The following is a 12,039-nucleotide window of genomic DNA, read 5'->3' on the forward strand; positions in this document are numbered from 1 at the left end:
AATGGCAAAATTACCTTTGAACCTGGAAGGGAAATTAGAGAAGCGCCGTAAGGGAAATGCCTTTCGAACACTTTCCCCAATATCGGATTTGGTCGACTTTTCATCCAATGACTATCTCGGATTTTCCAGGGAAAAGAGGATTGCTGAAATGGCGAATGAGCAGGTTGCCAGGTTACAACCTTTTCAAAATGGTGCTACCGGGTCACGGTTATTATCGGGCAACCATGGGTTTTATGGGGAACTGGAGGATTTCATTTCTTCATTTCACCATTCGCCTGCAGCTTTGATATTCAATTCGGGTTATGATGCCAATCTGGGTTTCTTTTCCTCCGTTCCGCAACGGGGGGATATTGTTTTATATGATGAGTATTGCCATGCCAGTATTAGGGATGGTATCAAATTGGGCCCTTCCAAATCCTATAAGTTCAAACATAATTCCCTGGGGGATCTGGCGTCGCATCTAAAGCGCAGTAGAAAGGTACATGGTGAAAACCCTACCATCTATGTGGTCACGGAATCTGTTTTCTCCATGGATGGGGACTCTCCCAACCTTGCGGAATTCGCGGCGCTCGTTGTGGATAATGGGGCGCTTTTAGTGGTGGACGAGGCCCATGCCATGGGGATCTATGGTAAAGGGTTGATGAATACACTTGGACTTGAGGACAACGTATTTGCACGAATTATCACCTTTGGAAAAGCACTGGGGACCCATGGGGCCGTTATATTAGGGAATCCTGGATTAAGGGACTTTCTTATCAACTTCTGCAGAAGTTTTATATACACTACCGCCCTTCCCCTACATACCTTGGCAACGATATGGGCTGCCTACCGATTTTTTGATTCCGAACAGGGAAGACAACGCCAGCAGGCACTTACCGATAACATAGGCTATTTTAAATCCCTGATAGTCCAAAAGGGATTAAATATGTATTTTTCGGAAAGTAGTTCTGCGGTTCAAGTCTGTAGGATTGGAGGAAACGACCAAACAAAAAAGCTTTCATCCGTTTTGAAGGAAGCCGGATTTGACGTACGTCCCATACTGAACCCCACAGTTCCCCAAGGTGAAGAACGGTTGCGGTTTTGTTTGCACGCTTTTAATACCGGGAATGAAATGGAAAGCGTACTGACAATGGTAAAAAAACACATGTTGAATGAAGAATGAGTTTTATACAATTACCTCTTCTACCTATCCTGCCGATATTCAGATTTTAAAGGGAAAGCTGGAGTCAGAAGGTATTCAGGTTTTTCTTCGTGATGAAAATACCGTTAATACAGATCCGTTGATCAGTGACGCGATAGGCGGGGTGAAACTTCAGGTTTATGAATCCGATAAAGAAAAGGCCATAGCCATCTACAAACAATTAAAATCCTATGTGACCGATGAGGAAGGAAATTTGGTGGCCTGCAAAATATGTGGCAGAAAACAGTTGGAGGTCATTTATCTTAGAAACAACATTTTGTACAAGCTTTTTCCTTTTTTTGAACCCAAAAAATACCGTTGCGACAATTGTAATTTCTTATCAAAGAGTATAAAATGAAACTATTTATCACTGGAATATCCACGGATGTTGGAAAGACCATAGCTTCTGCGATCATAACGGAGGCTTTGGAAGCGGACTATTGGAAACCTGTTCAAGCCGGGGATTTGCACTATGGTGACAGCCATAAGGTCAAGGAAATGATTTCCAATACAAAATCGGTCATTCATCCCAATAATTATGCCCTAAACACTCCGATGAGTCCACATGCGGCCGCCGAAATCGATGGGGTCACAATCGATTTAAATACGATTTTGGAGCCCAAAACGGATAACCATCTGGTCATTGAAGGGGCAGGGGGCCTATTGGTTCCTTTAAATGATGAGGAAACGATATTGGATTTGATCAAACCAGAATATAAGGTTGTGGTGGTTTCCCGCCACTACCTGGGTAGCATCAACCATTCTTTGTTGACCATCAATGCCCTTGAACAAAAGGGATTCAAGGTAGGAATCATTTTTAGTGGGGATAAGCACCCAACAACCGAAAGCATTATCTTAAAAAAGACCAAGGCCATATTCCTTGGAAGGATTGATGAAGAACCTGAATTTGACAAGGCGACAATTCATGGATATGCCCAAAAATTCAAAGGGACCCTACAATCCTTCTGATTAAACCCATCCCTAACCAAAAATGATTAGAAACCCTTGGACACATAAAAACATTAAGCTTTTTTATTATGCCAAGGGTTAAATTATGGAGGAGTTTTGATTTACAGGGGATAAAATAGTCTCAGAAAGAGGTATATATGAAAAACAGATTTATTGTTTTAAATAGTATTTGATCAAATGAAAGTCACAGGTTTTTCCTTTTTAAAAAATGCCGTACTGTATGAATATCCTGTAGTTGAGGCAATCAAATCTATTTTGCCTGTTTGTGATGAATTTGTTATAGCCATTGGGAAATGCGATGATGGTTCATTGGAATTAATACAAGCTATGGGTGAGGAAAAAATTAGGATTATAGAAACGGAATGGGATGACAGTCTAAAAGAAGGAGGTCGTGTTTTGGCTGATGAGACGAATAAAGCACTCAAGCATATTTCAAAAGATACGGACTGGGCTTTTTACATACAGGCGGATGAAATTATCCATGAAAAATATTTGGATATGATTTCAGAAGCCATGATACAATATAAAGATAATCCCCATGTGGATGGCTTACTCTTTAAATACCTACACTTTTATGGTTCGTTCGATTATGTTGGGGCATCCTCCAATTGGTATACCCATGAAATACGAATTATAAAAAACAATACGTCTTTCTACTCATACAAAGATGCGCAAGGTTTCAGAAAGGATGATAGTAAAAAACTGAATGTTGTCCCTATTGATGCGTACGTTTATCACTATGGCTGGGTGAGAAAACCTGATGCGATGCAGAGAAAACAAACCAATTTTGGCACCCTTTACCGAGGGAACGAATCAAAAGAATCCATTGTGGTCTCGGAAACATTTGATTATGAAAGCCACGTTAGGGAAATAAAGCCTTTTCAAGGAACACACCCCAAAGTAATGAAAGAACGGATAAGAAATCAAAATTGGACTTTTGATTATAATATAGCCATGAGCAAAAAAAGCACAAAGGATAGCGTAAAACATATTTTAAAAAAGTATTTGGGGTGGGATATGAATTATAGAAATTACAAAATAATAAATCCAAAAATTTCAAAGTAGTTTTCCTCTTGGATTTAATGTGGTATTATAAAAGGTATAGAAAATCCCAAGGCTTATGGCCTTGGGATTAATAATCAATTGTTCCAAAAAAGAAGGGTTGTTATTTAGCTAGTGCTATGGACACGGCTCCATCATTTCCTATTTTGACTAAATCGGCCTTGTTATCACCATTAATATCGCCAAGTAAGAAATCGTTATCCCCTCTTTTTCCATAATTGTTATGCTTGTAAGGATATCCTCCACTAAAACTTCCTGAGGATTGAGCTAAAGATACAGAAACAACACCGTCGTTTCCTATTTTGACCAAATCTGCTCTGCCATCTCTATTGATGTCACCTAGAAGAAAATCATTGGATCTTCTGTCTCCATAATTTCTTAGTTTATGAACATAGGGGCCAAAATAGGAACCAAAACTGGGATTAGAGAGGCCATATGCGATGGAAGCCGTTCCATCATTTCCAATTTTAACCAAATCGGCCCTTCCATCTTTATTTGTATCGCCCAATAGAAAATCATTTCTGTCGGAAGAGCCGTACCCATTTTGACCATAAATGTTGGGGATAATACTACCTGAAGCTTGGCCAAAACTTACGGTTACGTAACCAATACCATCGTTTTTCACCAAGTCGGCTCTACCATTCCCATCAACATCAGTTAATGAATAATCACTGTTTCCTTTTTTTGCAAGTCTTGTGATTCTATGAACATAAGAGCTAAAACGACCAGAAAAGTTGCCCAAGGCGATATGTGTCACACCATCTTTTCCTATTTTCACTAAATCTGCCCTTCCATCCCCGTTTATATCACCCAAAAGGAAGTCATTGTTGTTTCTACTACCATAATTGGAGTGCTTATAATGGTATCCATTAAACCTGCCGGAGGAGTTCCCTAAAGCAATTGATACTGCCCCATCATTGCCAATTTTAACCAAATCGGCCCTTCCATCCCCGTTAATGTCACCTAAAAGGAAGTCATTGCTGCGTCTACTACCATAGTTAGTGTGTTTGAAATGATACGATCCAAATATGGTACTGGATGTAGTAAGTTTAGTGCTCGATAATTCTTCCTCTGTCAGTGTTGAATAGGGGTCTTCTTCAATTGAAGAGTCTTGACACGAAAAAAAGCTGAATATCAATAAGATAGATAGCAAATAATTAAAAAGAGTTCTCATATTTTTTATTTAAAAGTTTACACAAAAATAGTTTCAACAAATAGCGTTTATTCTTACAAAAATCATAGGATATTGACTAAAAAATCTGTAATGATTACCTCTAATTTAGAAGGTTTACTATGTTGTCCTGTTTTCAAATAAAATCTTATTGTCCGAGAAGGGTATTATCTAAATGGATTTTGATTTATACCTGTAAAAGTGAGACATAGATTAAGGCGCAAAACAGGAATTTTATACATTTTTGTGCCTCATGGTATTTCGTGTTATTTACTTCTGTAAAATATGGGTGATAGATACTAAAATTTCAATTTTCAATCCCTATAAGATTTTAACGAAACCTACTTTGCAGTATTTTTATACACTTTAATAATTTCTAAGATTTATAAACAATTCCCAAAGTACACACATGCCTGATTTAGTAATACGTGACAAAAAATACCTTTGGCATCCATTAACACAACACAAGACGGCCGCACCTCCACTTGCCATTGTTAAAGCCAAGGGAGCCCGTATTTGGGATGACAGGGGTAAATCATATATAGATGGGATAGCATCTTGGTATTCAGCAATGTATGGTCATGGAAATGAGCACATCATTGCGGCAATGCACCAGCAGATGCAACAATTGGATTTTGTCATGTTCAGTGGTTTTACCCATGGGCCGGCAGTTGAACTTTCTGAAAAACTATTGGCCATACTCCCGGATAATCAAAGGCGCATTTTTTTCAACGATAACGGTTCCACAGCTGTCGAGGCGGCCATTAAAATGGCACTTCAGTTCTTTTTCAATAAAGGTGAAAAAAGGGATACCCTTATTGCTTTTGAAAATGGTTTTCATGGAGATACGTTTGGAGCCATGAGCGCATCCGGACTTTCTTCCTATAATGGTCCTTTTGAGGATTTTTTGTTGAAGGTAGTGCGAATTCCAACACCCAAGGCAGACAATAGTGAGGCCCTCCTACGCGAGGTTGAAGGCATTTGTAAAGAACATGCGGTGGCTGCTTTTGTCTTTGAGCCCTTGGTTCAAGGAGCGGCAGGGATGAAGTTTCACTCGGCACAAGGGTTGGATGCGCTGTTGGAATGTTTGCATAAGCATGATGTCCTTTGTATTGCGGACGAGATCATGACCGGCTTTGGAAAAACGGGAAGGAATTTTGCCAGTGATCACCTGGTACAAAAACCAGATATCATTTGTTTGAGCAAAGCCCTTACCGCAGGGATGTTTCCCTTGAGTATCACCAGTGCAACGGAAGAGGTCTTTGCCGCTTTTTTAAGCGATAATGTGGCCAAAGGGTTTTTCCATGCCCATACCTACAGTGCCCACCCCATTGGTTGTGCGGCGGCTATAGCGGCAATGGATTTGCTTGCTTCTGAAAGCATTACGCAAAACATTGGCTGTATAGGACGATCCCACCAAGGGTTCAAATCAAAAATCGAACAACACCAAAAAGTAAGGGAAGTTCGTACCATGGGGGTCATCCTTGCTTTGGATTTGGAGGTGACAACAGACAGGTATGGGAGCCTAAGGGATAGGCTATATCAATTATTTTTGGATAGAGGGGTGGTACTAAGGCCTTTGGGAAATACCATCTATGTACTCCCTCCCTACATCATAACGGAACAGGATCTGGCCTTGGTTTATAAGGCCATAGAAGAAGTATTGGAAATCGTTTAGTATGCTCAAAGAACCTATTTCCATTGTTGCCATTTCATCACTTTCGGCACTTGGGTCAACTCCCAAATCCATATGGGAAACTTATCAAAGTTCCGATCACCTTTTACAGGAAAGGGTGCTCAACGGTAAAAAAGTATGGGTTGGCGAACTGCCCCATTCCGAAAAAGAGGCCATTGGCAAGCTTCGTGAATCAGATTCCAAATACAAGGACTTGGATGAATCCGTACTGTTTTCCATTTATACCTCAAGAAAGGTGTTGAAACAAACAACTTGGTGTTCCGATGCTGCGGAACGGCCAAGTTTTGGAATAAATATAGGTTCATCCCGGGGCGCAACGGCTTTGTTTGAAGCTTTCCATGATGAGTTTAAAAATACCGGAAAGGTCTCAACACTGACCTCCCCTACAACCACCCTGGGCAATATCTCTTCCTGGGTGGCCCATGATTTGCAGACAGCAGGCCCCGTGATTTCACATTCCATTACCTGCTCCACAGCGTTGCATGCCCTGTTGAATGGGGTGGCATGGTTGCAAAGCGGAATGGCGGATAAGTTTTTGGTCGGTGGAAGTGAAGCACCATTGACTTCTTTTACCGTGGCCCAGATGCAAGCACTAAAAATTTACTCCAACGCAAAGCGGACCTATCCGTGCAGTGCCATGGACGTTAAAAAGAAAAGTAATACCATGGTGCTGGGTGAAGGTGCGGCCATGGCTTGTTTGGAAAGGGGAACACCAAGTAATTCTTTGGCCAAAATCATTGGAATAGGTTATGCCACCGAGTTATTGGAGCATAATGTCTCCCTTTCCTTAGATGCCAAATGCTTTCAAGATTCCATGAAAATGGCCATGAGTGATGTTTCCCCGCATGAGATCGATGCGATTGTGATGCATAGCCCGGGAACAATAAAGGGGGATCTGTCCGAGATAGAAGCCGTACATCGGACATTTGGAAAACAAGTCCCTTTTATGACCACCAACAAATGGAAAATAGGCCACACTTTTGGAGCATCGGGAATGTTGAGCATTGAAATGGCCTGTTTAATGTTGCATCATCAATTGGCAATACCCGTTCCTTTTGTAACCTATTCCAGCGTACCAAAACGATTTGAAAGGATTTTGGTCAATGCCGTGGGATTTGGGGGCAATGCGGTAAGTGTTTTGTTGCAAAAAGCCTAGAGTGTGGAAAATCAAGATAGTTTTTTCAATTTTAGACCGTCTCTTTTACATTTAAAACATGAGATTCGTCAGGATACCCTATTTTTGATAATCTTACTTTTGCTATTATGACAGAGACAAGATACAACTGGACCAAAGAAGAAATCCTTAAGATTTACAATAAACCGTTAATGGAGTTGCTGTATGAGGCGGCAACGGTGCACCGGGAACATCACGACCCAAATACCGTACAGGTGTCCACACTCCTCTCCATTAAGACCGGAGGTTGTTCGGAAGACTGTGGTTACTGTCCGCAAGCGGCCAGGTACCATACGGATATTGATGGAAATGATTTAATGTCCGTTCAACATGTAAAGGCACAGGCACTTCGGGCAAAATCATCCGGTAGCTCAAGGGTATGTATGGGCGCTGCATGGCGTAATGTAAAGGACGGACCTGAGTTTGATCAGGTGCTGGAAATGGTCCGTACCATCAACAAATTGAATATGGAAGTCTGCTGTACGTTGGGGATGGTTACGGAAAACCAGGCCAAACGTTTGGCAGAAGCAGGATTATATGCCTATAACCATAATTTGGACACTTCGGAAGAATACTACAAGGAAGTGATTTCCACCAGAGGATATGAGGATAGGCTACAGACCATAGAAAACGTCCGTAAGACCAATGTTACCGTTTGTAGTGGAGGGATTATAGGAATGGGTGAGAAACTGGAGGACCGCGCGGGAATGCTGGTGTCCCTCTCGAGTTTAAATCCGCAGCCCGAGTCCGTTCCCATCAATGCTTTGGTAGCTGTGGAAGGAACTCCCATGGAAGATGAGAAACCTGTAGAGATTTGGGAAATGATCAGAATGGTGGCTACCACCCGAATCGTAATGCCCAAGACCCAGGTTCGTTTATCCGCTGGTAGGACAGAAATGAGCAGGGAGGGACAGGCCATGTGCTTTTTTGCCGGGGCGAACTCCATTTTTGCCGGGGATAAATTATTGACAACCCCAAATCCTGATGTTAATGAGGATATGGAACTGTTCAGAAAACTGGGATTGAATCCACAAAAAGCATTTGAGAAACATCCGCAGCCCAAGACGGTGGAAGCCCATGCGTCCAACTACGAATCTCTGGGGGAGAAACCCAAATGGTCACGTCCCGGACATACTATTGAACGCAATGAGGCCGCCAAAGCAAAAGGGAAAATAGCTGTTGAAAAGTAAGGGCTTTCCAACATAAGGGAGCTTTTTACTAAATTAGTTGTTTCAACTTTTTAGTTTTGGAACTTAACCTAACACAAATTCCTAGGGTAAAGACCCTGACCAAAGAAGTATTTTTAAGAGATTACTTTAGGCCGCAAAAACCGGTGGTAATTGAAAATTGTATTGAAGATTGGCCCGCTTTTGAAAAGTGGGATCTTGAGTATATGAAAAAGATTGCCGGAGATAAGGAAGTACCCCTTTATGACGATCGCCCCGTAAAACATGATGAAGGATTCAATGAGCCGCACGCCAAAATGAAAATGGCGGATTATATTGATTTACTAAAAAGCGAACCCACAAAATATCGCATTTTCCTTTGGAATGTCCTTAAGGAAGTCCCTATACTCCAGGAGGACTTTACATATCCAAATTTTGGGATCAGACTAATGAAAGGACTGCCCATGTTATTCTTTGGTGGTAGAAACTCACATACATTTATGCATTATGATATTGATCTGGCCAATATTTTTCACTTTCATTTTGCAGGCAAAAAGCAATGTATCTTGTTTTCCCAGTCAGAAAGTAAGCATCTCTATAAAATACCGCATTCCTTAATTACGAGGGAGGATATCGATTTTGATGCTCCGGACTTTGAACAATGGCCAGCACTAAAGAATGCCAAAGGCCATATAGCACGTTTGCAGCACGGCAATGTTCTGTATATTCCTGAAGGCTATTGGCACCATATGAAATATATCACGCCGGGATTTTCAATGAGTTTGAGGGCCGTTGCCAGAAAGCCCAAGAATTTTTTGAGGGCCGTGTACAATATCTTTTTTATGCGTTACTACGATAATTTTATGCGAAGGCGAAAAGGGCAGGAATGGATCGACTGGAAAAATGAGGAAGCCGTAAAAAGAACAAATGATTTAATGCGTACCGCTTAAATCAATTCCTTGATTTTTTCATATACCAGAGCGGTTTCCCAACCCCTGTACAATAAATAATCCACAAGCTTCTTTTTCCTTTTTTGAGGGTTGGCTTCGTTGATTTCGGATAGGCGTTTATGGGCTAGGTCATCCAACGTTTCCAAGTAGTCATTTTCCGGGATTTCCCTTAAGGCAGACTGAATGTTGAAACGGGAAATGGCTTTCATTTTCAATTCATTTACAATACGGTTTCTGCCCCATTTTTTAATTCTGAACTTGCCTCTGGCAAAGTTTTTGGCAAAACGCTCCTCATTAAGATAATTTTCTTTGATGAGGTGGGCCACAATATGGTCTATGGCTTCTGGAATCATTCCAAAACCCTTTAATTTTTCGACCACTTCCTTATGGCAACGCTCTTGATACGCACAGTACTTTTCTATTTTTTTGGTGGCTTCTGCCACGGTATAACCTTTGGAATGGTACATGTCCCAAATGTAAAAAACAAAAAAGCGACGCCGTTTCCGAAGTCGCTTTTTTCTTATTTTAAAACCTTACCATCTTTATCTTTGAATCGATATTCCAAATAGGTATAGGCGTCCCTGGGCTGTATTTTCACCCATTTTTTATGCTCTAAAAACCATTTTGTCCGTATGGATGGGAATCCTTTGCTGAGGTAGGCTGCAATAAATGGATGTAAGTTCAATACAATGCCATTGTTGGTATGCTTTCCTTTTAGGATTCTTTCCAGCTCTACATTGATTTTATCTATCAAAACTATGGGAGCTTCTACTTCTTTCCCGTTGCCATTGGGGTTTTCCTCACTGGTTTTGATATTCATTTCAGGACGTACCCGTTGCCTTGTAATTTGGACCAATCCAAATTTACTGGGAGGAAGAATTTTGTGCTTGGCACGATCATCTTTCATTTCTTCCCTAAGGTGGTCGAAGAGTTTTCTTCGATGTTCACCTCTTGTCATATCAATAAAGTCAACAACAATGATACCTCCCATATCGCGTAATCGCAATTGGCGGGCTATCTCGGTAGCTGCCAATAGGTTTACCTCCAATGCTGTATCTTCCTGGTTTTTTGCCTTGTTGGAACGGTTTCCACTGTTCACGTCAATTACGTGAAGGGCTTCGGTATGTTCAATGACCAAATAAGCACCCCTGCTCATGGATGCCGTTTTTCCAAAAGAAGTTTTTATTTGACGCTCAATGCCGAACTTCTCAAAAATTGGGGAAGTCCCTTTGTACTGCTTTACGATGGATTCCTTTTCCGGTGCAATTTCATGCAAATAATCCTTTATATTTTCATAAAGGGATTCGTCATCTACATGAATACCGGTGAAAGAATCATTAAAAACGTCTCGTAAAATGGATGAGGCCCTATTCATCTCTACCAAGACTTTTGAAGGGTGTCCCGCTCTTCTTAGGGTCTTGCACATGGCAATCCATTTGTGGTGCAGATTTTGCAGATCCCTATCCAGTTCCGCCACTTTTTTGCCTTCTGCAACAGTGCGAATAATAACTCCGAACCCTTTAGGTTTAATGCTGGTAACCAGTCTTTTTAACCTGTCCTTTTCCTGTCTGCTCTCTATTTTTTGGGAAACGGAAACGCGATCGGAGAAAGGAACCATGACCAAGTAACGTCCTGCTATGGAAAGTTCCGAACTTATTCGCGGACCCTTGGTGGAAATGGGTTCTTTTACAATTTGCACTAAAATGGATTGATTGGCCTTAACAACTTCGTTGATACCGCCATTCTTATCAATATCTTTTTCAAATGGAAAATTTTTGAGGGAGAAATCCTTTAGCTTTCCGGTCCGGGCCAGTTTAACAAATTTAAGAAGGGTAGAAAGTTGCGGTCCAAGGTCATGATAATGCAGAAAAGCATCCTTTTCATAACCAACATTTACAAAGGCCGCATTTAACCCGGTGACAGGCTTTCTTATTTTAGCCAAAAAAATGTCACCTACCGAGAAACTATTGTTATCCTCTTCCTTGTGAAGCTCTATTAATTTTCCATCTTTTAACAAGGCAAAATCGACAGCATCCGAACTAGAGCGTACTATTAATTCTCTATTCACCTTTATGTCAATTTTGTGGTTGCCCTATCTTGGGAGCAACCTAGATTATACAATGATGTATTTCCGATTATTAATCGATTTTAATGGAAATAGTTGTCCAGTTATGTCAAAGAACGTTAAACAAAAAAGTAGTCGGTGGCGACTACTTTTTCTTGTGTCGGTTGGCTCTTCTGCGCTTTTTACGCTTGTGGGTGGCCACCTTATGTCTTTTTCTTTTCTTACCGCTAGGCATATAGTGATGCTTTAATGTTACTCGATTACTTTACCTGCACATTACTTTTAACCCCCTCCACAAAAACCTTGGCCGGTTTAAATGCGGGAATGTTGTGTGCCGGAATCTTAATGGTGGTATTTTTGGATATGTTTCTTCCAGTTTTTTCCGCTCGCGTCTTGATAATGAAACTTCCAAAACCCCTTAAATAAACATTATCCCCATTCTCCAAGGAGTTCTTCACTTCCTCCATAAATGATTCAACCGTTGCTTGTACGTCTCCTTTTTCAATCCCCAGCTTTTCAGAGATTTTAGATACAATATCTGCTTTCGTCATTTCGTATATATAAATTGGTTTTTTTTAGGCTTGCAAATATATAAATGTTTTGTAT

12 protein-coding genes are annotated in these 12,039 nt (G+C 40.9%); 8 read left to right on the top strand and 4 right to left on the bottom strand.

Translation table 11 applies throughout. The features are described from left to right. The first annotated feature begins 1 nt into the window (after position 1). From L0P88_RS12100 to L0P88_RS12115, 4 genes are all read left to right on the top strand, one after another. Positions 2–1,162 (top strand): aminotransferase class I/II-fold pyridoxal phosphate-dependent enzyme, encoded by a 1,161-nt coding sequence (locus tag L0P88_RS12100; protein WP_247130184.1) that lies wholly within the window; start codon positions 2–4, stop codon positions 1,160–1,162. After that, positions 1,152–1,538 carry a putative signal transducing protein gene (locus tag L0P88_RS12105; protein WP_247130185.1) on the top strand — a complete coding sequence of 129 codons (387 nt, stop codon included), beginning with the start codon at positions 1,152–1,154 and terminating at the stop codon, positions 1,536–1,538. The genes L0P88_RS12100 and L0P88_RS12105 overlap by 11 nt, the downstream gene beginning before the upstream one ends. Next, the gene (bioD, locus tag L0P88_RS12110; RefSeq protein WP_247130186.1) at positions 1,535–2,149 is read left to right on the top strand and encodes a dethiobiotin synthase; all 615 of its coding nucleotides are present in this window, start codon (positions 1,535–1,537) and stop codon (positions 2,147–2,149) included. The genes L0P88_RS12105 and bioD overlap by 4 nt, the downstream gene beginning before the upstream one ends. A 177-nt stretch (positions 2,150–2,326) precedes the next feature. Beyond that, positions 2,327–3,214, top strand: coding sequence for a glycosyltransferase family 2 protein (locus tag L0P88_RS12115; RefSeq protein ID WP_247130187.1), 888 nt, complete (start codon positions 2,327–2,329; stop codon positions 3,212–3,214). Positions 3,215–3,314: 100 nt separating this feature from the next. Here the strand turns inward: L0P88_RS12115 and L0P88_RS12120 are convergent, their stop codons facing one another. After that, positions 3,315–4,385, bottom strand: a complete 1,071-nt coding sequence (locus L0P88_RS12120) for an FG-GAP repeat domain-containing protein (protein ID WP_247130188.1) — start codon at positions 4,383–4,385, stop codon at positions 3,315–3,317. Positions 4,386–4,791: 406 nt separating this feature from the next. Between L0P88_RS12120 and bioA the strand changes: the two genes are divergently transcribed. From bioA to L0P88_RS12140, 4 genes are all read left to right on the top strand, one after another. Next, entirely contained in the window at positions 4,792–6,060 is a 1,269-nt protein-coding gene (bioA, locus tag L0P88_RS12125; RefSeq protein ID WP_247130189.1) for an adenosylmethionine--8-amino-7-oxononanoate transaminase, read from the top strand. Position 6,061: 1 nt separating this feature from the next. Next, on the top strand, positions 6,062–7,234 hold the full coding sequence (locus L0P88_RS12130) for a beta-ketoacyl synthase N-terminal-like domain-containing protein (RefSeq protein WP_247130190.1): 1,173 nt from the start codon (positions 6,062–6,064) through the stop codon (positions 7,232–7,234). 107 nt (positions 7,235–7,341) lie between these two features. Continuing rightward, on the top strand, positions 7,342–8,442 hold the full coding sequence (gene bioB / locus L0P88_RS12135) for a biotin synthase BioB (protein ID WP_247130191.1): 1,101 nt from the start codon (positions 7,342–7,344) through the stop codon (positions 8,440–8,442). Positions 8,443–8,498: 56 nt separating this feature from the next. Continuing rightward, the gene (locus L0P88_RS12140) at positions 8,499–9,368 is read left to right on the top strand and encodes a cupin-like domain-containing protein (protein WP_247130192.1); all 870 of its coding nucleotides are present in this window, start codon (positions 8,499–8,501) and stop codon (positions 9,366–9,368) included. Here the strand turns inward: L0P88_RS12140 and L0P88_RS12145 are convergent. The 3 genes from L0P88_RS12145 to L0P88_RS12155 form a co-directional block, all read right to left on the bottom strand. Next, positions 9,365–9,835 carry a regulatory protein RecX gene (locus L0P88_RS12145; protein ID WP_247130193.1) on the bottom strand — a complete coding sequence of 157 codons (471 nt, stop codon included), beginning with the start codon at positions 9,833–9,835 and terminating at the stop codon, positions 9,365–9,367. The two genes, L0P88_RS12140 and L0P88_RS12145, sit on opposite strands and share 4 nt — an antisense overlap. A gap of 53 nt (positions 9,836–9,888) precedes the next feature. Further along, entirely contained in the window at positions 9,889–11,436 is a 1,548-nt protein-coding gene (locus L0P88_RS12150; RefSeq protein WP_247130194.1) for a ribonuclease E/G, read from the bottom strand. Between the two features lie 257 nt (positions 11,437–11,693). Beyond that, positions 11,694–11,984 carry an HU family DNA-binding protein gene (locus L0P88_RS12155; RefSeq protein ID WP_158775918.1) on the bottom strand — a complete coding sequence of 97 codons (291 nt, stop codon included), beginning with the start codon at positions 11,982–11,984 and terminating at the stop codon, positions 11,694–11,696. Between the last annotated feature and the right edge of the window lie 55 nt (positions 11,985–12,039).

Origin of the sequence: Muricauda sp. SCSIO 64092 (assembly GCF_023016285.1) — a bacterium.
Taxonomy (GTDB): Bacteria; Bacteroidota; Bacteroidia; order Flavobacteriales; family Flavobacteriaceae; genus Croceivirga.

What these genes read in the sequence shown, in the direction of transcription:
- L0P88_RS12100 (WP_247130184.1), top strand. Translation starts at nt 2, where the DNA reads ATGGCAAAATTACCTTTGAACCTGGAAGGGAAATTAGAGAAGCGCCGT.
- L0P88_RS12105 (WP_247130185.1), top strand. Translation starts at nt 1,152, where the DNA reads ATGAAGAATGAGTTTTATACAATTACCTCTTCTACCTATCCTGCCGAT.
- bioD (WP_247130186.1), top strand. Translation starts at nt 1,535, where the DNA reads ATGAAACTATTTATCACTGGAATATCCACGGATGTTGGAAAGACCATA.
- L0P88_RS12115 (WP_247130187.1), top strand. Translation starts at nt 2,327, where the DNA reads ATGAAAGTCACAGGTTTTTCCTTTTTAAAAAATGCCGTACTGTATGAA.
- L0P88_RS12120 (WP_247130188.1), bottom strand. Translation starts at nt 4,385, where the DNA reads ATGAGAACTCTTTTTAATTATTTGCTATCTATCTTATTGATATTCAGC.
- bioA (WP_247130189.1), top strand. Translation starts at nt 4,792, where the DNA reads ATGCCTGATTTAGTAATACGTGACAAAAAATACCTTTGGCATCCATTA.
- L0P88_RS12130 (WP_247130190.1), top strand. Translation starts at nt 6,062, where the DNA reads ATGCTCAAAGAACCTATTTCCATTGTTGCCATTTCATCACTTTCGGCA.
- bioB (WP_247130191.1), top strand. Translation starts at nt 7,342, where the DNA reads ATGACAGAGACAAGATACAACTGGACCAAAGAAGAAATCCTTAAGATT.
- L0P88_RS12145 (WP_247130193.1), bottom strand. Translation starts at nt 9,835, where the DNA reads ATGTACCATTCCAAAGGTTATACCGTGGCAGAAGCCACCAAAAAAATA.
- L0P88_RS12155 (WP_158775918.1), bottom strand. Translation starts at nt 11,984, where the DNA reads ATGACGAAAGCAGATATTGTATCTAAAATCTCTGAAAAGCTGGGGATT.